We start from the raw sequence: 23,586 nt of genomic DNA, 5'->3' as shown, positions 1-23,586 counted from the left end.
ACTAATCGTAATTTTTAGTTTATTTTGTGATGCATTTTATATAAAGTGTTCTGAGTTTCCCGCGCGTAGTTTATGACTTTACGCGATATGGTCGAGACAATATGTGCTTTTCAACTTAACTTAAGCAGTTTTTTATTGACGGATAGTATTTATGCGTACGCCTTTATTTATGAGCGCGGCTGGGTTGCCGTTAGTTGTAGCGATGATGAGCATGCCGGTACAGGCTGCAGAATTTGTAGTCACTGACATCGGTTTCAACGGCCTGCAACGCCTAACCCCCGATAGCCTCTATCCGGTTCTGCCTGTTTCGGTAGGGGATACGGTGAATGATAGTAGTTTGGCGGCCAGTATTAAGGCGCTGTATGCGACTGAAAACTTTGCTGATATTCAAAGTCGTGTCGAAGGCGGTAAACTACGGTTTGATGTCGTCGAACGTCCAACCATTGCCGAAGTAAACTTTGAGGGCAATAAGCTCATCCCTAAAGAAGGGCTTGAGCAGGGGCTCGACAACGCTGGTTTGTCAGTTGGTGATGTGCTAAAACAAGCCACGTTACAGGGCGTAGCCAACGAGCTACAGCAGCAGTATATCAGTCAGGGCTATTACAACAGTAATATCGAAGTAGAGCAAACCGTCCTTGATGGCAATCGGGTTAAGCTTGATGTGCGCTTTATCGAAGGTAAGCCTGCCAAGGTAGTTGATATCAACATCATCGGCAACAAACACTTTAGTGATGAAGAAATTAAAGATGTCTTTGCGGTCAAAGAATCCTCATGGACACGTCTACTCTCTAAGTCTGATCGTTATGCCAAAGAAAAGCTGGCCGCCAGTTTAGAAAACCTAAAAGCACTATACCAAAATGACGGTTATGTACGTTTTGCCGTTGATAATGCGGTGCTCAATATTAGCGAAGATAAGAGCAGTGTGTTTATCGAAGTCAGTCTTAGCGAAGGCGAGCGTTATCAGTTTGGCGAAGTGAATTTTTTAGGCAAGCCGACTTTTGATGATAATGAGTTAAAAGAGCTGGTCACCTTTGCGCCTAACGAAAAGTACTCACAAGCCAAGTTAGATGAAACCACGGCAGCATTGAAGAGTCGTTATGGCAATGAAGGTTATTACTTAGCAGAGATAAGACCAGTACCGCGTATCAATGATGATACCAAAATGGTCGAGATTGACTATTTTATCGATCCTGCACGTCCTATTTATGTTCGCCGTATCAATTTTACCGGTAATATCAAAACACAAGATGAAGTACTGCGCCGCGAAATGCGTCAATTAGAAGGCGCACTGGCATCTAGCGATAAGATACAACTGTCACGTACGCGCCTGATGCGAACTGGTTTCTTTAAAGGCGTCAATGTTGATGTGAAACCAGTGCCGAACCAGCCCGACCAAGTGGACGTAAACTATACGGTTGAAGAACAGCCATCTGGTAGCTCAACGATTGCCGCTGGTTACTCACAAAGTGGCGGTGTAACGTTCCAGTTAGATCTCACGCAAAACAACTTTATGGGTACGGGTAACCGTGTCAAAGCAGCGTTATCACGTTCAGAAACGCGTGATTCTTATAGCTTGGGCTATACCGATCCGTACTTCACTGAAAATGGTGTATCGCAAGGCATTAGCGCTTATTATCGTGAAACCAAGTACGACGATAGAAACGTTAGTAACTATGTGACGGATGCTTATGGCGCTACGCTAAACTATAGTTATCCAGTTGATGAAACCAAACGCGTTAGTGCCGGTCTTAATGTTGACAAAACCTCAGTGCGCGGTGGCCGTTTCCTAGGTGTGTCAAACGTTCAACAAATTATTGATGACGGTGGGTCGTTTGAAAGTTTTGTCAATGATGAAGGTGAAGCGACTGGACGCACAGGCTTTAAAAACGACTATCAAACCTACAACCTGTTATTTGGTTGGGACTACAGTACTTTAGATCGTCCCGTATTTCCAAGCAAAGGTATGAGTCATACGGTCGATGCAACGATTGGTCTGGGTGATGCCAGCTATCAAAAACTCGTTTATCGCGGCAATATCTACTATCCTATTTATAAAGATTGGGTCGCACGCGGTTATACCAAGCTCGGTTATGGTAATGATTTACCGTTCTATGAAAACTTCTATGCCGGTGGTTATGGCTCGGTACGTGGTTATGAAGCGTCAACGCTAGGACCCAAATCTCAGACATATTATGATGCCATCAATGATGATTTGCGCTATAAAGATGAAGAAATTGGTGGTAATGCGCTCGTTAGCTTCGGTAGTGAGCTAATCTTGCCAATGCCATTCAAAGGCGATTGGGCAGACCAAGTACGTCCAGTATTATTCGCTGAAGGCGGTCAGGTATTTGATACCACGGATAAAGAAGATCGTAACTTTATCAATCCTAACGATGGCACCGATACAGGCGTGCCATTATTAACGCAAGATAATAGTATGCGTTTTAGTGCTGGTGCTGGGGTAACTTGGTATACGCCAATTGGTCCGATTTCACTGAGTTATGCCGTCCCTATTGGTGATAAAGAAGGCGATGAAACTGAAAAAGTTCAGTTCCAGATTGGTAACACCTTCTAAGTTAACAATGGCTTTTAACCTTATATAACTGTTTTTAATTAGGGATTTTTCCAGATTAAAAAAGCAGTTAGATTTTAACAGGTCGTCAAGCTGAATCCTCAGTTTGACGACCGCCTTATTCATAATAATATTCACAAAAACATTAATAGCAACTATGATAACGATTGAGCAACTTATCACTCGGATTGAGCAGCGTCAGCCTATTACTAATAAGGCTGAAATCAACGCTGAACAGTCACGTCAAAAATTTAGTAGCGTGGGTAGTCTGACCACTGCTGACAGCAAGCAGTTGAGCTTTTTGGCAGATCCACACTATGTTTCTAGTTTAGCAAACAGTCGGGCAGGGGCCGTACTGGTCACCGCAGAGTATCGTGACCAAGTGCCAGCGACAGCACTAGCGCTTGTCGTAGCAAGCCCTTACTTAGCCTACGCTAGCGCCAGTCAGCTGTTTGCTCATGAGTCACCTGCCAATGCAATCCATCCTAGTGCGGTGATTGCCGATAGTGCTGTCATCGGTGAGCAAGTGACCGTCGGCGCTTTCTGTGTGATTGGCGATAATGTGCAAATTGGCGCGCGTAGCTCACTTGATGCCCATGTAGTGATCGAAGCAAATACTAAGATCGGCCATGATTGTATTATCAAATCACAAGTGGTCATCGGGCATGATTGTATCATCGGTAATCACGTGAGACTGCATGCAGGGGTGAGTGTGGGTGCGGAAGGTTTTGGTTTTGCTCCCACCAGCAATCCTAGTGTTACAGGCTGGGAGCGTATCGCCCAGTTAGGTCGCGTCATCATCGGCGATCATGTGCGTATTGGTAGTCATACCTGTATTGATCGCGGTGCTATTGATGATACGCTGATTGGTAACCATGTTATTATTGATAATTTAGTACAAGTCGCTCATAACGTGCGTATCGGTGATGGCACAGCAATCGCTGCTCAAACGGGGATCGCTGGCAGCACTAGCATAGGTAAGCGCTGTATCATTGGCGGCGCGGTCGGTATCACCGGTCATATTGACATCACTGATGATGTTACTCTGTCTGGGATGTCTATGGTGACCAAATCCATTAAAAATTCTGGTTCGTACTCTTCTGGAACGGTTGCAATGCCAACGGCCAACTGGCGACGTGCAGCCGTACGCTTCCGTCAGCTTGGTCGTGGTTAGTGTGTCGTCATTAGTAAAGAACCAGTTTTAAAGATTTATAACACAGCAAGGAAGCGATATTATGAGCAGCATTGATATAGATATTTCGACGGATGAAGACGTTAAAAGCTTGGCCGCACAAGGTCTTACGCTGCCATTAACTTACGATACTTTAAAGCACTACTTGCCACATCGCTATCCTTTTATGTTAGTGGACAAGATTATCGGCTGTACGCCTGGTGAATGCATTACTGGTATCAAAAACGTGACTATTAATGAAGAATTTTTTAATGGTCATTTTCCTGATCAGCCTATTATGCCAGGAGTGTTGATGGTCGAGTCGATGGCGCAGGTCTCGGGCGTGCTGGGGTTTATCAGTGCAGGGTTAACGGCAGAAGATGGCTATTTGTACCTGTTTGCAGGGGTTGATAAGGTTCGTTTTAAGCGTCGAGTCATTCCGGGTGATCAACTGATTATTCGTGCCAAAACCGTGATGCAAAAGCGTGGTATTTATAAATTTGATTGTACGGTACATGTCGAAGATGAACTTGCTGCTAGTGCTCAGATTATGATTGCCCGTCAAGAGCAGTAGTCTGATAGTGTGCTAACTGTTTTTGATAAAAAGCCTGTCCAGAATATGTAAAAGCTGGAATTTTCAGAGCTTATAGTGTTTAAAGCGTCACTTTCAAACTGACGATAAGCATTATAATGATATATAAAACCCCACTCTCAACTTATTTTTCTAAGGTATTGGTTTACTTAGTTTTTAAAATTTCAGTTAAAACAATTAAAATTTTAAATTCTATAAAAATCAAAGGCCTACGATAAGTTGAGATTGGCGTATATAAAAGCAACATTGGTTTTCGTTTTGCTTATAACACTAAACTGGCAGAATTCGTTTTACCATTTATTCGCATCAGATGATACAAGGGCCCACATTATGAGTCAGATCCATCCAACGGCACTCATCTCACCGTCCGCTCAGATTGATGATACTGCCATTATTGGTCCGTACTGTATCGTCGGCGATGAGGTATCTATTGGCGCGCACACGGTTTTGCATCGGCACGTGGTCGTCACCAAGCTGACGCGAATTGGTAAACACAATCAGTTTTATCAATTCTCCAGTATCGGTGAGGATTGTCAAGATTTGAAATATGCGGGTGAGCGTACGTGGCTTGAGATTGGAGACCATAATACCATTCGCGAAGCTTGTAGCTTACACCGTGGTACGGCACAAGATGATGGATTGACCAAGATTGGTAGCCATAATCTGCTGATGGTCAATACTCATGTGGCTCATGATTGTGTGATTGGTGATCATAATGTACTGGCCAATAATGTTGGCGTCGCAGGGCATGTGACTATTGGCAATCATACCATTATCGGTGGTAATTCTGGTATTCACCAGTTTTGTACGGTTGATGATTATAGTTTGATAGGTGGCGCTAGCTTGATATTAAAGGATGTGGCCGCCTTTACGATGGTGTCTGGTAATCCTGCAACCACTCATGGCCTTAATATCGAAGGGATGCGCCGTAAGGACTGGTCAAAAGAAACTATTGACGTGTTACGTCAGGCATACCGCACAATTTTTAGATCTGGAATGACCACCACACAAGCACTTATTATATTACAAGAAGATCTGCTGTATAAAGAACCCAAAATTCAAATGCTCATTGACTCCCTACAAAACAGTAAGCGCGGCGTGGTGCGCTAAAAAATATGAGTGTATGTTCTTAAGAAGACAACACATATCGAGTACTGATAAATATAAAAAGCCATAACTTATAGTTATGGCTTTTTATATTTATCAGTACTTGACTTTTTTGGTGGCTTAGCAGAAACTGAGCGTTTACGATATTGTAAACTTTTCTTTCTTGATATTGCTGGACGCGTCACATTGATATGTCGATGAAGTAGTTAAAAATTATTAATCGCTATTTATAATAATCATGGATGATTATGAGCGATATTAAGAAAAGCATGAGGACGTTAGAATGGCTACCAATAAACAAGAACATGCACAGTGGAGCTCTAGTTTTGGCTTCATACTGGCAGCAGTAGGGTCTGCAGTTGGCTTAGGAAATATTTGGAAATTTCCTTATATGGTTGGTGAGAGCGGTGGTTCTGCTTTTGTTATTGCTTATTTATTTTGTATTGCATTGGTTGGTTTTCCGGTAGTAGTGGCTGAATGGCTAATCGGTCGCCGCGGGCAAAAAAACCCTGTCAATAGTTTTACAGACGTTGCTGTTAGTGAAGGTAAATCACCTAGCTGGGGAATTGTGGGCGCGACAGGTATTCTAGGTGGTTTTCTCATTCTATCCTTCTATAGTGTGATCGGTGGTTGGGCACTTAACTATATCACCAAAACAGGGGCTGGTAGTTTTTCTGGTCAGGATGGTGATGCGGTTGGTGCTACCTTTGATGCTATGTTGGCTTCAGCTGGTACGCTAACGATTTGGCATACGGTGTTTATGATAGTCACTGCGCTGATTGTCGGTGTTGGTGTGACTCGCGGTATCGAAACCACTGCTAAAATTTTAATGCCACTATTAGGTCTTATTTTATTCGTCATCGTTGGCTATAACGTGGTGAATGGTGGTTTTGGTGAGGCAGTGACTTATCTATTCGCTCCTGATTTGAGCAAACTAACTGGGGAGGTCATGTTAGCCGCTCTAGGTCATGCTTTCTTCACACTATCCATCGGTATGGGTATCATGGTTGCTTACGGCTCATATCTAGGCCGTGAAGTTAATCTACTAAAAACAGCGCGTACCGTTGTCATTTTAGATACGGTGATTGCACTGGCCGCTGGTTTAGCCATTTTCCCGATTATCTTTAGTAATGGTCTTGACCCTTCTTCAGGTCCAGGTCTTATTTTCGTCAGCTTACCGATTGCCTTTGGTAGTATGACGGGAGGTACCATTATTGGTACGCTGTTCTTCTTACTCATTACTTTTGCAGCAATTACGTCATCAATCTCGTTACTTGAGCCAACGGTTGAGTTCCTAGAAGAGCGTACGCCAATGAGCCGTACGGTATCGACCATCGTTGCCAGTACCGTTATTTGGCTCCTTGGTATCGCGGCATTATTATCATTTAACCTATGGTCTGACTTTACCATCATGGGTAATGGTATCTTTGATGCGTTAGATAAGGTGACCAGTAAGTTCTTATTACCATTGACTGGTCTTGCAGGTATTATCTTCTTTGCTTGGAGAATGGATCAACGTAGTATCCAACAGGAGCTTAATTTATCTGGTACTACTTGGCAGGTATGGCAAATCATTGCTAAGTTTGTCGCCCCAATAGCGATCATTGCAGTATTTATTGCAACACTAATGGGCTAATAGCTTATTGGTATAATCAGTTAAAAATGAAAGGAATACGATGATAATAATGTACTATTGCTATAATCTTTTCTTGCTTGCTGTTCGCAGGCGTGACAGAGGCTGCAAAAATTTATAGCCAATAGCACTGTATCGTTTTTAAAATGAATCTACTATAAGCGTCAATATGTAGTGAATAAAAAAAGGCCTAAGATAACTCTTAGGCCTTTTTTTATACTTTATAATCGGTATTAAGAAAAATGGTAATTAGCGTAAATTCAGCTCAGGAACCGTCTGTCCGCGTTTATTATAAAACTCAGTCACAAATTCATCAAAGCTGTCTTGTTCGATGGCGTCTCTAATCCCGTGCATCAAACGCTGATAGTAGCGTAGATTATGAATAGTCGCTAATTGCGCACCTAGCATCTCTTTGCATTTGTTTAAATGATAAAGATAAGCACGGCTAAAGTTTTGGCAAGTATAGCAATCACATTCAGGGTCCAGTGGGCCTTCATCGTTACGGTACTGGCTATTACGGATGCGTACTATACCTGCATTGTCCGTGTCACCGGTGACGAAGTAATGACCATTACGCGCGTTGCGAGTCGGCATGACACAATCAAACATATCAACGCCGCGGCGTACGCCTTCCACAAGGTCTTCAGGCTTACCAACGCCCATCAAATAGCGCGGCTTGTCGGCTGGCATATCATCGGCGATATAGTCTAGGACGTCCATCATCTCTTCTTTTGGTTCGCCAACAGACAGGCCGCCGATGGCATAACCATCAAAGCCAATATTGAGCAAACCTTCGAGTGACTGCTGGCGCAAATCGGCATACATACTACCTTGAATGATACCAAATAGGGCGTTGGTGCTGCCCAGTCTTTTATGTTCATCGACGCAGCGCTGTCCCCAACGTAATGACAGCTCTAGAGATTTTTTGGCTTCATCATGAGTCGCTGGATAAGGGGTGCATTCATCGAACTGCATGACGATGTCAGAGTTTAAGCTATACTGAATCTGCATTGATTTTTCTGGTGATAAGAAAACCTTGGCACCATCAATAGGAGATTTGAAGTTAACGCCCTCTTCAGTGATTTTACGCATGGCACCCAAACTGAATACTTGGAAACCGCCAGAATCGGTCAAAATCGGCTTGTCCCAATGCATAAATTTATGCAAGCCACCGAATTTATCAATCACATCAGTGCCTGGGCGTAGCCATAGATGAAAGGTATTGCCAAGAATAATATCCGCACCAATGGCTTCGATATCACGTGGTAGCATGCCTTTGACCGTACCGTAAGTACCCACAGGCATAAATGCAGGTGTTTGCACATCGCCATGATTGAGATGAACCGTACCCCGGCGCGCACGCGTGACGCCACTGGCTGTTTTATGTAAGACAAATTGCATATTATAACCGCTATGTAAGCTATGAAAATGGTGCTAATTATAGCATTATTCGCCATTTTTTGGACATGGATGTTTCGTGGTCATCAATATAACCGTTTAACATGATATTGCTATAACCAAAAAAAAGACAGCAATCGCTGTCTTTTTTTTGTTCAATTTCAAGATAACTGATTTAGCTGTTTTGCTCGCGAATGATGTTCAGCATACGGCGCAATGGCTCTGCGGCTCCCCATAACAGTTGATCACCAACGGTAAACGCGCCTAGGTACTCAGGACCCATATTGAGCTTACGTAGACGACCTATTGCCACTGTTAAAGTACCTGTTACTGCTACTGGCGTTAAGCGATTCATGGTCGCTTCCTTGTCGTCTTCGACCACATCTAACCATTGATTGCCGCTGTTTTTAAGCGCGGCTTCGATTTCCTCTAATGGAATATCTTTTTTAAGCTTGATGGTCAAGCCTTGTGCATGACAGCGCATCGCGCCAACGCGGACGCACATACCATCAATAGCTATGTTGTTTTCGGCGTTATTACCAAGGATTTTGTTAGTTTCTACGCCGCCTTTCCATTCTTCACGTGACTGTTTGTTTTCTAACTGCGAGTCGATGTAAGGAATTAAGCTACCTGCCAATGGTACGCCAAAGTATTGCTTAGGGAAATTGTCTGAGCGTTGGGTTTGGGCAATTTTTTTATCGATTTCAAGAATAGCACTTGCAGGGTTAGCCAGCTCGTCTTTAACGGCATCATGCAGCACGCCCATGCCGTTGATTAACTCACGCATATTATTAGCGCCAGAGCCACTAGCTGCTTGATAAGTCATGGCGCTGACCCATTCTACCCAGCCTCTATTGAACAGCTCGCCGATGGCCATTAACATCAGTGACACGGTGCAGTTACCACCAATAAAGTCTTTTTTGCCGTTGGCTAGGGCGCTATCAATGACGGTACGATTGACTGGATCAAGCGTGATGATGCTGTCATCTTCCATTCGCAATGTACTTGCTGCGTCAATCCAGTAACCATGCCAACCACTATCGCGTAGTGGTTGATGAACTTTTGAGGTATAGTCACCACCTTGGCAGGTAATAATCACATCGCAAGCTGCTAGCGCATCAATATCATGAGCATCCTTTAATTGGCTGGTCTGAATACCGTCAAAGCTTGGCGCATCACCACCTGCGTTGCTGGTCGAAAAAAACACGGGCGTAATGCCATCGAAGTCTTTTTCTTCAATCATGCGTTGTATCAATACTGACCCAACCATGCCGCGCCAGCCTACCAAGCCTACTGTCAAATTACTCATGAAACTTAATCCTTTTTACAATAAATTGTTGCCTTGCCAACCAATAACAATGCCGTGAAAAAACATAAAAAGCAAGGCATTTTGGCGACTTTTCATTATTTTTTATACACTATTAATTGTGCTTATTATAACTTTAAGTTATTAATTAAAAGATAAACATTACTTTATATTAGCTTTTTTAACGCACATAGCTTTATCACATTTTAACCATTGCCAAAATAAATGATATTTGGCAGTGAGCGAAGGTAGCGAGTAGTAATGGTTATTACTAATGAGTCAAAATTGTAATGTTTTATAGTAGTGAGTGCATAATCATAGCGCATCAGTAGGCGATAATCGCGTGAAATGCTAAAGTACATAAAATGTTAAAACATGCATGATCACCTTAATAGACGGTTAATACAGACTATGGATCTCTCACTATTATATTACGGCATTCAGTGGCTAGCAGGATTCATCGCATTGGTGACGATTTGGGGTTGGATACCGCTCGATAATTGGTGGGTGCGCGGCGTTGAGTTTCCACGCATTCAAATAATGGTGCTTGGTGTGATTGCTTGGGTTGGTATGGTGATGTTTGGGTCAGAGTGGCAACTAGGGCAGTGGTGCTTATTTATCGTCTTAAGTATTACGTTGGCATTTCAGCTTAGAATGGTTTTGCCTTATACCAGATTATGGAAAAAAGAAGTGCAAAAGGCAAAAGAGTTGCCAGATGCACAGGAAAAACAGTTAAAAATTATGGTCTCAAACGTACTAACGCCGAATGAAGAAACCCAAAAATTGGTCGACTTGGTGAAGCAAAAACAACCTGATATTTTGATTACGCTAGAAAGTGATAAAAAATGGGAAAAAGCCCTACAGCAAGTCGACCCTGATTATCCCTATACTGTCAAAGTCCCGCTGGATAATTTATATGGTATGCACTTATATTCTAAGCTTGAGTTGATAGACCCTAAAGTTAAGTACTTAATGATCGATGATATACCTTCTATCCATACGCAGTTGCGCCTGCGAAGTGGTCAGGTGATTTGGTTGTACTGTTTGCACCCCATGCCACCGAGCCCAACTGAGGCGGACAAATCAACCACCCGTGATGCCGAACTGCTGATGGTTGGCAAACACATAAAAGAAAACAATCAAACAGCGATACTGGCCGGTGATCTCAATGATGTGGCGTGGTCCAAGACAACCCGTCGTTTTCAGCGTATTTCAGGATTATTAGACCCTCGTATTGGTCGGCATTTTATCAATACTTTTCATGTGAATTATCCATTTTTACGTTGGGCATTGGATCATATTTTCCATAGTACTTGCTTCACTGTCGTGGATATTAAGCGTCTGCCTTCTATTGGCTCCGATCACTTTCCTGTTATGACAACGCTGCAATATGAACCAGAAAAGACCAGTCAGCAAGAGCAAAACGGCCCCAATGCGGAAGCAGAAGATATTAAAGAGACTAATAATAAAATCGAAGAAGGTAAGAAAGAAGGCGAAAAAGTCTCAAAAGAGCACGTAGAGGCACAGTGAGGTTGGAGTATCTGTACGGAGATAAATTCTTGCATTAAGACGTAAGCATATGCTTACGTTAAATAAGGTCTTTAGCCTCTAGTTGCATTAAACTGATTACCCTATAATACAACCATCAACACAAGGATATGCAAGGATGCAGTGTTGAGGCAGTATCAATAAAAGTACAGGTCAGCCCGCTGTCTTATACGTTACTGTTCATGACTTAGGATAGGTCAATATGGAAGTATAATAACAATAATATGAAGTCTCGAAGCCCTGAACCAATCGCCCTAGGTTCGGGGCTTTTCTTTGTGTGTAAATTGTTGATTTATACTGTCTTATATCAACCCAAAAATATGAGTAGCACGTGGCTACCAACATATCGATTTTAGTTAGAATTGCCTATAGCACTCATGCTTGTTTCTATTGTTATGCTGATTTTGAGAGTCGTCTGATGTATTAGCAGTTAAGCTTCAAGCGTTTTAGAGCCTCAATAAACGTAAATAAAAAAAGGGTATATGCGTTGGCATATACCCTTTTTTTATTCAAATATCTTTACTGAAATTTACCTTACTATATTATACCATTCACAAAAATTAGAGTAGCAAGGAAAACGAGTGCAAGTGCTACGCACTGTAGACTAAACGAGTTTGACACAGCTAATCGTACTTTTTGGGTTTGGTATTACTAACTAATTAACCCAACACTTGGATATAAGCGCCCGCACGTAGCTCTTGTAGCCAGTCTTCTTTGGCTTGCGGTGCTAGGCGTTGATATAATGCTTGGCGTGCCATACTGCGACGATATTGATCGCTAACATCTTGCTGGCGCTTGTCATCAACCTTTAAGATATGCCAGCCAAACTGGGTTTTGAAGGGTGCAGAGTAATCACCAACTGCCGTCTTTTTCATCATGGCTTCGAATGGGCCAATCATGTCTTCTTCACTCACCCAATCTAGATCACCACCGCGACCAGCTGAGCCTGGATCATCCGAATAGGTTGACGCTAAACCAGCGAAGTCAGCGCCGCTGCGTAGTTGCTCATATAGATCATTGATTTTTTGCTCAGCCAATGCGTCTGTCTGTAGTTCATCGACTTTCACTAATATGTGACGAGTATGCCACTGCGGTATCAGCATCGTGTCGCTGGATTTTTTGTCGGCGAGCTTGATGATATCAATACCTTCAGGTGTCACTAACGGTGCGCTGACCTCGCCAACTTCAAGCTTGGTAATCTCACTTGATAGCTCTGTAGGTAGGGCAGCCGCTTTATGAAAGCCCATATCGCCCCCCTGTAGCGGGATAGCATAGTTGCCTTGACTGGCAGCAACGGCCTCGGCGACATCCACATTTTGAGCAAGCAGGCGAGTACGCAATGCTTCTGCTACTTTCAGCGCCTCATCACGTTGCGCTTCTGATAGACGGCTATAATCATCCATATAAGGGACACGAACATGAATGGTCTGGTATTCACTTTGATTTAAACGCTTGGCTTCAGGAGATGCCAAAAACGCATCAATATCTTGCTCGCTAATGCGCACACGGTTTCTGATTTGGCGTTGTTGTAAGGCTTGAATAGCAGCATCTTCGATCAATTGAGCCCGTAGCGTAGCATAGCTGCCAGGCTGTGCTGTATCTAAATGTTGCTGCAGTTCTGACACACTATTAAGTCCTTGCGACTCTGCGATTTGACCAAGGCGCTGATTAATCGCTGCTTCATCAGGGTTTAGACCGACGCGTTTGACCATCGATAGCTGTAGCTCACGCAAAATGAGTGCATTTAATACTTCAGACTGCAGCTGTTCTGAGTTTGCAATGGGTTCGCCAGCCGCTTGAGCGCGTGTTTGGGTTTGTGTAATTGCATCAACCAAATCACTTTTCAAAATCGCGTTTTCGTTGACTAAGGCAATAATACCGTCTGTACTATTACCAGGCGTTAAGCGATCCACATTGCCTTGCTCAGCAGCGGCATTTGCTTGAGGCGCTTGTGCTGTAGCGGGTTTAACAGTGGCAGCCTGAGCGCTCAATGTAAACGCTAAACTGGCGCTCATAGATAGCAATACAGCGCGGCTGGTCTGACGTAAAGAAAAAAATCTCATGATGCTCCTCATCAATGTCATCGCATCGGATGGTAGTCGGTCAACTTTATCCAATACTCTTAATAGGCAAATATTGGACTGGGTTGTCCATAATAGGGTTGCAAACTGGGTTATAAAAAATGTGTTATTGCTATTTATGCAAACAATTTTATGTAAATAACGGTTTAATCTGGCAAAAGTTGTTAGTCCTTCCATGCTGTCTGAACAGGCTCAAAGCCCAAGACTTTATCAGCGAGCAATCGTGTTAGGCGGCTGCTACCACTACCGAGACCGTTCAATCTAATCTCAGCCATAATTGCTTGCGTTGGTTTGTCTTTGATATTTAAGTCGTTATAGTAACGACGACCATAAACTGCAAAACCAAAGCAGCAGTCTTCATAATCAACACCGACTAACGAATCAAGCATTTTATCACGATTGTAGTCATATTGACCTTGAGCCAATACACGCCAGTTATTATTGATAGGAAAAACAGCAGAGGCGGTAAAAGCAGACAATGGCAGCTGATTGGTGTTTTCATCGCTTTGACGCTTAACAAAGCCCACGTTAAATAGACTATTATCCGACGGCTGATAACGTAGCTCAGTCGTAATATAGTTTAAATCATAATCATCGGTCAGTGCACCGCTGATATCTACCCAAAAGTTATTATAAGGCTGCGTGCTAGTATCCCAAACCATCCCCGAAGACGACGAGGTGAATACTGGCTGCTCATCGTCAAGCGTCACACGCCCATCATCGATGTAAAATTGCTCTGCAATGCTACCATCAAAACGTGTCACACCCGTTGCATCGATGTAACGATAATTGATACCTGGGGTAATCGAGTGCAAATCTTGCAAGCGATCATGGCCTAAAAACCAACTATCAGAAAACAGCTGCTCATAGTTGATAGAGGCGATACGAGTGTTAAAGTTTGGAATGTCGTTTTGGTTTTCATAGGGCGAATAGGTATATTTTAAGCGCGGGCTAAGCAAACGATAGCCGCCCATCGTATCGTCAAACGCACCGAATGGTGAACCCGCTTGATAAAAATTCAACCCTGCATCAATGCTGGCTTGTGGGACAAATACCGATTGGCTACCGTCTTCTTTACTCAACTGGTTGTCTGCTAAACTGTCTTCGTCATAAGAGGTGTATAGATGCTGCAAGCTTAGTTTGGGATTAATATAACCCCAAGATTTTTCCATTGGATAGGCAGCGCTTAGTTTGTTATAGATACGCGTCCCACTTTTTTCATTCTCAGAACCATCGTCGATGGATTTTTTAAAATAAGCAGAGTCATGTACACCAGTGATGTCGAAGCTCTTTGCCCACGGCAAGCGATAATCGAGTTTAAGCTGCGGTAACCGTGAGTAAGGCTTGTCTTTATCCTTTAAAGGCTCGCCATTATTGGTAAACGCATCGAGAGTCTGAAAAGACTCTACTTTTAGTTCACCGTTGACGTAATCGTTGTAATAATTCACACGCGCACGGCGTGGTAAGTTCAAGGTGCTGTCTGATAAACCCAAGGTATCAAAATCGTTGAGGTAGTCTTCATCAGAGACGTAGCTATATTTGGCGTCACCGCTTAAGCGCGGAATGCTACTAGATGACCAATAATGGTCGTAGAAAAAGCTGCTACGGTCTTCATCGTTATATTTTCTATCGTTAGGTAGATATGAGCCATTAAAAATACCTTCGCCATAATCTTCGGTCAGATAGCGAAATTCACCTGAGAGCATAGGGTTACGATCAGTATAAACATGGGTATTAAGGGTCGCGTCATAGTTGGGTGCTAGGTTGAAGTAATAGGGTGCATCAATCTCAAGACCGCTCTCGCTACTGACACTAGCGTTTGGTAATAAAAACCCACTACTGCGGCGACTGTCTATCGGGAAATTAAAATAGGGTAGATAAAATACCGGTACATCAGCGACACGAAAGGTCGTATTATAAGCTTCGCCGCGGCCCGTGTCGGTATCTAAATCAATGCTCTTGGCATCAAACTGCCATTTGCGATTGGTCGGTGGGCAGGTGCTGAACATTACTTCATCTAGCTCATATTGATTGTCTTTGGGTCTATTTAAGCGTTTGGCATAACCATGTGCTTGCAGCTCTACACTCGCAAAGGCCACATCATTAGCGGTTGATTGTCCCGTTTCAGTACTATAAGCCAAGCTGTCTGCAACCCCAATAAGGCCGCCTTGTGAGGCCTTATCACTAAGGTTAGTCTGAGCATTATCTAATGATCTGTTTACTGAGTTGTTTGAAGCGTTATCGCGTGGGACTTGTTTACCCGTTGCTTGGTCAGTAAACATGACTTTACCTTGAGCAGCAGCCACCCCAGTGCTCAAATCTAGCACGACCTTTTCTGCTTCTATATGCTGAGTACCCTGATCAATAATGACATTACCTGACAGCTCCGCATAGTCGACATTATCGTAATAACCATAATCTGACTCTGAAAACAGCGGTGCTTGATTGTTTGGAATACCGTTTAGATTGGCTGCTGGCTGGCCATTGGTAGCGCCAGCCTCATTTACGGCACGCTGATAGTTAGGATTGCTTTTTGGGTAGACCCATTGACCCTCACAGCGCTGTGCGCTATCTACCGTATTGGGCAGTAGCTGTAAGTCTTTACCTACTTTGGGGATAGTTTCTGGGGTGGGTGTTTCAGTACTCTGAATATTATCGTTTTCAGCGTTCAAAGTTTTATCGATACTATCCGATTTCGAAGGCTTGCTATCTGGAGTCAACTCATAAAACTCTGCCAAACGCATCAAGCTATTTTGAATGCTTTCATCGTTGAGATCAAGATTGCGGCCAGTCAAAGTAAGTTCGGGTATACTTGTTTCATTACCCTGTATCTCATTATTTACCGGATTGCTCTCAACTGGATTGCTCTCAACTGTATTTGAAGGGTGTTCAGAGATCATATCACCGCTTTCATCTATTTCAGTGATGCCTAAAGAGGGGGCTTCTATAAAATTGCTATTTTGATGGCTGAGATCTTGGGTGTCACTACTGATATCATTGATACTACTTGGCAAACTGGCATTATTTGCTGTGTCAGAGACATAATTATCATAGCTATCGGCACTATCAGTGAGTAGTGGCTTGGAGTTCTGCACGTCAGAATCGCTGAGCGCAGCATTGACGGCTAGGCTTGACAAGCTTATGGCACCAAATAAAATCAAACGGATGCTTTGGTAGAGCGGAGAATATAACAAGGGCACACCTATGATTGCAGAGCTTATCGGATAGCGATACTGAATTTATTAACCGTATTACTGATAGATATAACACAGTGAATAAGCGACTAAAAACCCACTAATAAATACTATTATTTTAAGAGTTTAGATGTTTTACATATAATGACGACTAATCATAGTCAAAAAAAACCAAATCAGCTACACTATTTACCAAAATTTATAATATAGCTAAGCGGTGTTTTAACAAGCTATTTTTAAATAATTGCTGAGACTGTGCCCAGCGCTAAATATTGAATGCTATTTTAATTTCATTATGACAGCAGCTGTTGTGACTAAAGATGCCACTATTTTAGCAAGTATTCGCCCGACTTATCACTACTTTAGTTGTTTACGACTTATATTTAACCTGCGATGCCTTTTATGACTGATAAAATAATTTTAGAGCCTAATACAACCGAGACAAATATCAATAGCCGCCTACAGCAATTAGAGAGCTGGTTGCAGCAAGTATTTGCTGGTCAAAACTTTAAATTGGACAGCTTGCCAGGTGACGCTAGCGCCCGCCAATATCATCGTATCCAGTTGTTGGGTAGTGATGGAGTCGAAACAGCGCGTTATATTGTCATGGATTCTGCTGACGAACAAGACGCCATGCGTCAATTTATTAGCGTCGCCAAGCTGATGTCATCTGCGATCAATGTGCCTGCACTTATCGCCCAAGATGTGGCAAAAGGCTTTTTGGTATTGCAGGATTTTGGCACGATAGAGTTTGCCCATTTATTGGTCGATGCCGCGCCTACCCAAACCAATGAGCATTATCAGTTGGCAATGCAGACGTTGGTTGCGCTACAAACCATCCCAGTCGAGACGGCTAGGTCGCAACATCAATTGCCAGATTATGACACAGCATTATTAGATCGTGAGATGGATTTATTTAGTGACTGGTTTATACCTTATATCGGTATTGCACTTGATAAAACCTTATGGGAGGATTTTAAATCCGCATTAATAAAAGAGATTTTGTTGCAGCCACAAGTCATCGTCCATCGTGATTATCACAGTCGTAATCTCATGCAAGACCAAGAAAATTATTCGCGTCTAGGGGTGATTGACTTTCAAGATGCCGTCGTCGGCTCTTATACTTATGATTTGGTGTCACTAGTGCGCGATGCTTATGTTGAGTGGTCAGAGAGTCAGATATCGCAATGGGTTCATGACTTTTGGCAATTACAAAAACAAGCCGCTCTAGCCACTGCTGATAGTGTAGAGCAGCTTGAAAACGATATGAACGTGATGGGTGTACAGCGACACTTAAAAGTGCTGGGGATTTTCATTCGCTTATCTAAGCGCGATGGCAAAGACCGCTATTTGGCTGATATTCCAAAGGTCATGCGTGATTTGATCTTTGAGCTAGAATGGTTAGAGGCGCGTGGCAGCCAGCATATGCAACAAGCGGTAGCACCGTTTAACGAATACCTAAGAGAGACTATATTGCCAGCGTATCAAAATAAGTTTGCCCAGCAATATATCTAGGATACGTTATCAATGGATTTCTTTAGCCATTTTATGTTTGAGCATGGCTAAATTTTCATCGAAGCAATAATAACAATCACAACAATAATAAGGAACGCACATGTCTACGATTAAACAAGCCATGATTTTGGCTGCTGGCAAGGGTACGCGTATGCGTCCGTTAACACTTGAAACCCCCAAACCATTGGTAGAGGTGGCTGGGCAGCCGCTTATCGTTTGGCATATTAAAGCGTTACAAGCGATCGGTGTCACTGACATCACTATCAATGCGTCATGGTTGGCTGACAAGCTGATGGATACATTGGGTGATGGTGCGCAATATAACGTTAAGCTGCACTGGTCAGTGGAAGATGACGAGCCGTTAGAAACCGCAGGTGGGATTTTTCAGGCGTTACAGACAGGCAAGCTAAGAGACGAGCCGTTTATTTTGGTCAACTCAGATGTTTGGACGACTTATGATTTTGCCCAGTTGCGAGAGTATACGCTGGGCGCCGATCAGCGCGCGCATCTATTATTGATAGACAATCCAGAGCACAATAATGGTGGTGATTTCGCCATTAATAATGGTCTTGCTAGTGAAGAGCCCATTGGAGATGCCGATAAATATACCTTTGCTGGTATCAGTGTTATGTCACCCAGGCTGGTCGATGGGCTGGTATCTGGTCAGCCCGCTGCACTAGCGCCACTGCTTAAACAAGCGATGATAAAGTTTCAAATTACTGCTGAGGTTATAACGGATAACTGGGTAGATGTTGGTACACTTGAGCGTTTGACGCAGGTCAATGAGTTTATTGAAAACAAGGGTGCTGATAACCATTTAGGGGCGTAAAACTCCTATTAAATTCCAACGTATAGTCAGTAAAAGTAATATCGATACCAGCAGTACTGTAGCGTTTTTTAAGGTGTTTTGACTATCCGTGACAGAGTTCGAACGTGACAAAGTTAGAAATAAAAAAGCAGCGTTGATAATAATCGACGCTGCTTTTTTTATGAATGTATAGTCAGTGAAAAGTAAAATCGATACATCAAGTACTGCGGGTACCGTTTTTTCTAGCTTGCTGTGCCTACGCAGACAGAGGCTACAAAAAAACTATACCAGCAGTATCGTAGCGTTTTTAAAGTATTTTAACTATATAGGGTTGGCTATCAAACACCCATGGCCAGTTTAATTAGTTGCGCAATGGTAAATACAACCAAAAATCCTGCAAAGTATAAACCAATGAACCATGCCCATTGTGATTGTTTTTTACTAAGATTTTTCATATCGAGCTCCTAGTTAGCGTATGAATCAGCTGGTTAGGTTTAGTTGCCGCCATTACAGACAGCAACTATTGGCGATTAATTCTTCTTAATACATGTGCTCATGATCCGTTTTACCTTTAAAGGTGTAATAGGCAAAAGCAGTATAACTTAAAATAATCGGCAGCATAATACCGGCACCAATCAGCATGAATGACAATGAAGTATCTGCAGCCGCCGCCTCATAAATCGTCATTTGATACGGCACGATATAAGGGAATATCGCGAAACAAACCCCAATATAGCCCATCAAAAACAATGCGACAGTTAATAAGAATGGACGGTATTCGCGTTCACTTTTTAAGTCTTTACGCATCAAGAAAAATAATAGCACGACGATAATTGGCATCGGTGCCAGATAGAAGAGACCTGGGAAGCTGAACCAGCCTTCGAGGGCATCGATATCTGAAAAGAACATAAAAATCGTAACAGCGATCATCGCTAGTACCAGCGCGCTTAGCATCCAGCCAGAAACTTTACGTGCCCAAATTTGTAACTTGTGCTCAGTTTTGATAATTAACCACGTCGAACCAAGCAGCGCGTAACCAATCATAAGGGCGATACCACACATCACTGAGAAAGGGCTGAGCCAATCAAACGGTCCACCCGTATATAAGCGATTGCTCGCCTCTAAGCCTTGTACCAGTGCCCCAAGCATAATGCCTTGGAAGAAAGTAGCAACGACAGAACCAATAAAGAAGAAAGAGTCCCATACATAGCGGTGCGAGGATGCTTTAAAGCGAAATTCGAACGCCACACCGCGCATAATAAGGCCAAACAACATAAAGATGACGGGCAAATAAAGTCCAGTCATAATGATGCCGTAAGCAACGGGAAAGGCAGCAAACAAACCACCACCGCCCAACACCAGCCATGTCTCATTACCATCCCAAAAAGGAGCAATAGAGTTCATCATGCGGCTACGGTTTTTATCGGAGCCAGCAAATGGGAACAAGATACCACAGCCCAAATCGAAGCCATCTAGCAGCACATAAATAAAGACAGACAGGGCAATCAAGCCGCCCCAAATTAAGGGTAAATCTAATACATCACCATAGTTAAACATTAGCGTAACCCTCCATCGTCTTTATCATTCGCTGGTGTGTCGATGCTTTCAGCCGAATCCTGTTCTACTTTGTCACTGGCATTATTATCACCACTTAACGTACGACCTTGACCTTCAGTAACGGAGTGCTCATAGAAGTTATCGTCAGCAGGGTCTTCGTAAGGCTGGGGACCCTTGGCAATCAAGCGTAGGATATAAAAGCTACCAGCACCAAACACGAAGATATACAGCACAATAAAGCCAATCAGCGTGGTGGCAACTTGCTGTGCAGCAACGGGTGACATACTCTCGGCGGTACGAATAACACCATATACTGTCCATGGCTGACGACCGGTTTCGGTCACAAACCAACCAGCCAATAGAGCGACAAAACCAAGTGGCGTCATCATCATCCACGCTCTGTGGAACCATTTGCTTTCAGGATCAAATTGTTGCTTTTTAAAATACTTATAGAGACTAAACAGACCTACAAGCAACATTAACATGCCAATCCCAACCATGACTCGGAATGACCAAAACACAATAGGAACATAAGGTCGATCTTCTGGTACCCAGTTTTTGAGGCCTTTTACTTCGCCATCTAATGAATGCGTGAGGATTAAACCTGATAGGTAAGGGATTTTAACTTCATAGTGGTTCTTTTCCGCTTTTTGATCTGGAATAGCGAATAACACGAGCGGCGCCCCGCGCTCATTCTCCCACATACCTTCCATAGCTGCGACTTTCGCTGGTTGATGCTCAAGTGTATTAAGACCATGCATATCACCAATTAATATCTGCATAGGCGCAACAAAGATAGCCATAATCATTGCCATGCCCAGCATCACACGACCATGCTTACGATGTTCAGTATGCTTTTTAGATTGCAGATAGTAAGCACCGATACCACCGATGACGAAGGCAGTAGTCAAGAACGCCGCCGTCATCATATGTGCATAGCGATAAGGGAACGATGGGTTGAAGATAATCTCAAGCCAGTTGGTTGGATAGAGTAGGCCATCAGCGCCCATCATGAAGCCCTGAGGAGTTTGCATAAAGCTGTTAGCAGCCAAAATCCAAAAACCTGAAATCAGCGTACCAATGGAGACAATCGCTGTTGAGGCAAAATGCATGCGCTTGCTGACCCGCCCCCAACCAAACAGCATAATACCTAAGAATGAGGCTTCTAAGAAAAACGCCGTTAATACTTCATAGGCTAATAATGGGCCCATGACGTTACCGGCTCTATCGGAGAAGACTGCCCAGTTGGTGCCGAATTGGTAAGACATGACGACGCCTGACACCACTCCCATACCGAAGACAACGGCGAATATTTTTACCCAATGCTTATACACTTCGGCATAGATAGGTTCGCCACTCTTGAGCCAGCGAAATTCGAGCACCGTTAAAAAAGCGGCAAGTCCGATAGAAAAAGCAGGAAAGACGATATGCCATGAAATAACAAAAGCGAATTGAATTCGCGCAAGCGTCAGCGCATCAAGCTGGCTGATCATAAATGTAGCGAACATAAACGGTTACCCTTATCTGTTAGCTGAATAGCGCTAGCTTCCATGATACGCTCAAGTAACTGTCCGTAGCTGTCTATAATGCTAAGTATACATCTGAGCATTGAGCCAAGAATGTTAACTAGGCGACAAAATTTACGGGCAATGGCTAAGTGTTATTTAGCTGCAAATGTCATATAGCTGAACCGTTTTTGCTTAAGTATTATGATAGAGATGACACACAATCTGGTAGGTATAAGCAAAAACTGTTTAGCTAAAGTGAATAATTTATATCCCTATAAATTAAAAATATTTTGTATTAAATAAAACAATTGGTTTGATTTAATCTCAATATATTATGCGCTTCCATTGAGCATGGTGCAAGGTATGCGCTACGATTGCCACACACCTATTAGTCACGAATCAGTATCAATAGCGCTTCGATGGCACTCAAAAAAGCCGTTTGGTTTGATTTAATCTCAATATATTATGCGCTTCCATTGAGCATGGTGCAAGGTATGCGCTACGATTGCCACACACCTATTAGTCACGAATCAGTATCAATAGCGCTTCGATGGCACTCAAAAAAGCCGTTATTAATTGTCACGACGAGCCTATTGGTATACCAATAAACACTGTCTATAATAAAACAGCTATGTAGTAATACTTATCAATTAATGAAGGAGATTTATCGGTAGTTTATTACGATTACACCTATAAAAATTGATTTAAAATATATTGTATCTAAACGATATATAGATAGTTGTTACCTTATTATTACCTGTGTACTTGTATTGTTAGACAGCTTTATATTGTTACTGCTTTAATTGCTGATGCAAGATACGGCGCAAGGTCAAGATGGTTTGTGGGTTAGACTGAATACTATGACCACCACTAATGATGGTTTCAGAGGTGGCACCATCTAAGTGAGCGCTGGTATAAGGGACGATGCCATCTGATAAACGCTCAGTCAGTGCTTGGCTGATGTTCTCATCAATGGTCACCGCAGCGACCAGCGGTTCGGCTGGCTGATTCGAAGTGTTATTCGTATTGCTGGATTTATCTTTAGTATCTTCTTTTACTGCTTGTGATAAATCTATTTTTGCACCGCCGGGTTGCATTTGGGCCAGACCTTTGGTGATATCAGCATCGTTATTGGCCATGATTGAATGGTAGGTGATGCGATCATTGATGGGGATGTCTTTGGTTAATTGTATAAAGGAAGACTTATCACTTAGTTGGCTGGCACCATTTTGTAAATATAAAGCTCCCAGTGGGTTCTGTGCCAAGTCGCCTTGGGTTGCAATCGTTGCTAGGTTGTCAGTGACTGTTTTTACCAAACCAACGGGTAAATAGACAATGCGGCGCAGTGCTCGTGTGAACCAGCGGTCTGCGTAGTCAGTGCCACGAAAAGGCGCTGATAAAAACACAGCCGTATCTACTTGTGGTAATGCACTTAGCTCAAACCGTTCTTTTAGTTGCTCTTCACCGAACGACTCTTTGAGTGCATCACGAATTTTACGTTTTTCACTATTAGATAGAATGTCTCTATCATCCAGAGTGTCTAGGGCGTGTCATCAATTAGCATAGATATTTCAGAATAAGCTATACTTAGATCGT

16 protein-coding genes are annotated in these 23,586 nt (G+C 42.9%); 8 read left to right on the top strand and 8 right to left on the bottom strand.

The genetic code is table 11. The features are described from left to right. Positions 1-151 precede the first annotated feature (151 nt). The 5 genes from bamA (at position 152) to EI162_RS04805 (ending at position 7,078) form a co-directional block, all read left to right on the top strand. Positions 152-2,575 (top strand): outer membrane protein assembly factor BamA, encoded by a 2,424-nt coding sequence (gene bamA / locus EI162_RS04825; RefSeq protein ID WP_192523294.1) that lies wholly within the window; start codon positions 152-154, stop codon positions 2,573-2,575. A 154-nt stretch (positions 2,576-2,729) separates the two neighbouring features. Continuing rightward, the gene (gene lpxD / locus EI162_RS04820) at positions 2,730-3,746 is read left to right on the top strand and encodes a UDP-3-O-(3-hydroxymyristoyl)glucosamine N-acyltransferase (protein WP_192523293.1); all 1,017 of its coding nucleotides are present in this window, start codon (positions 2,730-2,732) and stop codon (positions 3,744-3,746) included. Positions 3,747-3,807: 61 nt separating this feature from the next. After that, a complete protein-coding gene (gene fabZ, locus EI162_RS04815) occupies positions 3,808-4,317 on the top strand; it encodes a 3-hydroxyacyl-ACP dehydratase FabZ (RefSeq protein ID WP_192523292.1) in 510 nt (169 codons plus the stop codon). Positions 4,318-4,665: 348 nt separating this feature from the next. Further along, the gene (gene lpxA / locus EI162_RS04810; protein WP_192523291.1) at positions 4,666-5,445 is read left to right on the top strand and encodes an acyl-ACP--UDP-N-acetylglucosamine O-acyltransferase; all 780 of its coding nucleotides are present in this window, start codon (positions 4,666-4,668) and stop codon (positions 5,443-5,445) included. Between the two features lie 280 nt (positions 5,446-5,725). After that, on the top strand, positions 5,726-7,078 hold the full coding sequence (locus EI162_RS04805) for a sodium-dependent transporter (RefSeq protein WP_192523290.1): 1,353 nt from the start codon (positions 5,726-5,728) through the stop codon (positions 7,076-7,078). A 246-nt stretch (positions 7,079-7,324) separates the two neighbouring features. On the opposite strand, the gene tgt is transcribed toward EI162_RS04805, so the two are convergent. Further along, a complete protein-coding gene (gene tgt, locus EI162_RS04800) occupies positions 7,325-8,476 on the bottom strand; it encodes a tRNA guanosine(34) transglycosylase Tgt (protein WP_192523289.1) in 1,152 nt (383 codons plus the stop codon). 172 nt (positions 8,477-8,648) lie between these two features. Then, entirely contained in the window at positions 8,649-9,773 is a 1,125-nt protein-coding gene (gene asd / locus EI162_RS04795) for an aspartate-semialdehyde dehydrogenase (protein ID WP_225735231.1), read from the bottom strand. Between the two features lie 417 nt (positions 9,774-10,190). Here asd and EI162_RS04790 point away from each other — a divergent pair, with 417 nt between their 5' ends. Further along, on the top strand, positions 10,191-11,309 hold the full coding sequence (locus EI162_RS04790) for an endonuclease/exonuclease/phosphatase family protein (RefSeq protein ID WP_192523287.1): 1,119 nt from the start codon (positions 10,191-10,193) through the stop codon (positions 11,307-11,309). 677 nt (positions 11,310-11,986) lie between these two features. On the opposite strand, the gene EI162_RS04785 is transcribed toward EI162_RS04790, so the two are convergent. Both EI162_RS04785 and EI162_RS04780 read right to left on the bottom strand, forming a co-directional pair. After that, positions 11,987-13,390, bottom strand: coding sequence for a peptidylprolyl isomerase (locus EI162_RS04785; protein WP_192523286.1), 1,404 nt, complete (start codon positions 13,388-13,390; stop codon positions 11,987-11,989). Between the two features lie 182 nt (positions 13,391-13,572). Next, positions 13,573-16,602 (bottom strand): LPS assembly protein LptD, encoded by a 3,030-nt coding sequence (locus EI162_RS04780; RefSeq protein WP_192523285.1) that lies wholly within the window; start codon positions 16,600-16,602, stop codon positions 13,573-13,575. A gap of 393 nt (positions 16,603-16,995) precedes the next feature. Between EI162_RS04780 and EI162_RS04775 the strand changes: the two genes are divergently transcribed. Beyond that, positions 16,996-18,117, top strand: coding sequence for a phosphotransferase (locus tag EI162_RS04775; RefSeq protein WP_192523284.1), 1,122 nt, complete (start codon positions 16,996-16,998; stop codon positions 18,115-18,117). 100 nt (positions 18,118-18,217) lie between these two features. After that, positions 18,218-18,946: an N-acetylmuramate alpha-1-phosphate uridylyltransferase MurU gene (murU, locus tag EI162_RS04770; RefSeq protein WP_192523283.1), complete on the top strand. Its 729-nt coding sequence runs from the start codon at positions 18,218-18,220 to the stop codon at positions 18,944-18,946. A 317-nt stretch (positions 18,947-19,263) separates the two neighbouring features. On the opposite strand, the gene EI162_RS14905 is transcribed toward murU, so the two are convergent. From EI162_RS14905 to EI162_RS04750, 4 genes are all read right to left on the bottom strand, one after another. Further along, entirely contained in the window at positions 19,264-19,380 is a 117-nt protein-coding gene (locus tag EI162_RS14905; protein ID WP_192523282.1) for a DUF2474 domain-containing protein, read from the bottom strand. A gap of 85 nt (positions 19,381-19,465) precedes the next feature. Beyond that, the gene (gene cydB, locus EI162_RS04760) at positions 19,466-20,482 is read right to left on the bottom strand and encodes a cytochrome d ubiquinol oxidase subunit II (RefSeq protein WP_192523281.1); all 1,017 of its coding nucleotides are present in this window, start codon (positions 20,480-20,482) and stop codon (positions 19,466-19,468) included. Next, positions 20,482-21,990 (bottom strand): cytochrome ubiquinol oxidase subunit I, encoded by a 1,509-nt coding sequence (locus EI162_RS04755; RefSeq protein WP_192523280.1) that lies wholly within the window; start codon positions 21,988-21,990, stop codon positions 20,482-20,484. The genes cydB and EI162_RS04755 overlap by 1 nt, the downstream gene beginning before the upstream one ends. 791 nt (positions 21,991-22,781) lie before the next feature. Beyond that, positions 22,782-23,396 carry a hypothetical protein gene (locus tag EI162_RS04750; RefSeq protein WP_225736903.1) on the bottom strand — a complete coding sequence of 205 codons (615 nt, stop codon included), beginning with the start codon at positions 23,394-23,396 and terminating at the stop codon, positions 22,782-22,784. Positions 23,397-23,586 lie beyond the last annotated feature (190 nt).

This window comes from Psychrobacter sp. FME6, assembly GCF_014861365.1.
Lineage (GTDB): Bacteria > Pseudomonadota > Gammaproteobacteria > Pseudomonadales > Moraxellaceae > Psychrobacter.
Note: the sequence above shows the minus strand (reverse complement) of the source record. Positions and strands in the feature narration are given on the sequence as shown.

Coding starts and splice junctions, on each gene's coding strand:
- lpxA (WP_192523291.1), top strand. CDS start 4,666: ATGAGTCAGATCCATCCAACGGCACTCATCTCACCGTCCGCTCAGATT.
- EI162_RS04785 (WP_192523286.1), bottom strand. CDS start 13,390: ATGAGATTTTTTTCTTTACGTCAGACCAGCCGCGCTGTATTGCTATCT.
- tgt (WP_192523289.1), bottom strand. CDS start 8,476: ATGCAATTTGTCTTACATAAAACAGCCAGTGGCGTCACGCGTGCGCGC.
- EI162_RS04805 (WP_192523290.1), top strand. CDS start 5,726: ATGGCTACCAATAAACAAGAACATGCACAGTGGAGCTCTAGTTTTGGC.
- EI162_RS04775 (WP_192523284.1), top strand. CDS start 16,996: ATGCCTTTTATGACTGATAAAATAATTTTAGAGCCTAATACAACCGAG.
- fabZ (WP_192523292.1), top strand. CDS start 3,808: ATGAGCAGCATTGATATAGATATTTCGACGGATGAAGACGTTAAAAGC.
- EI162_RS04790 (WP_192523287.1), top strand. CDS start 10,191: ATGGATCTCTCACTATTATATTACGGCATTCAGTGGCTAGCAGGATTC.
- cydB (WP_192523281.1), bottom strand. CDS start 20,482: ATGTTTAACTATGGTGATGTATTAGATTTACCCTTAATTTGGGGCGGC.
- murU (WP_192523283.1), top strand. CDS start 18,218: ATGTCTACGATTAAACAAGCCATGATTTTGGCTGCTGGCAAGGGTACG.
- EI162_RS04755 (WP_192523280.1), bottom strand. CDS start 21,990: ATGTTCGCTACATTTATGATCAGCCAGCTTGATGCGCTGACGCTTGCG.
- EI162_RS14905 (WP_192523282.1), bottom strand. CDS start 19,380: ATGAAAAATCTTAGTAAAAAACAATCACAATGGGCATGGTTCATTGGT.
- lpxD (WP_192523293.1), top strand. CDS start 2,730: ATGATAACGATTGAGCAACTTATCACTCGGATTGAGCAGCGTCAGCCT.
- bamA (WP_192523294.1), top strand. CDS start 152: ATGCGTACGCCTTTATTTATGAGCGCGGCTGGGTTGCCGTTAGTTGTA.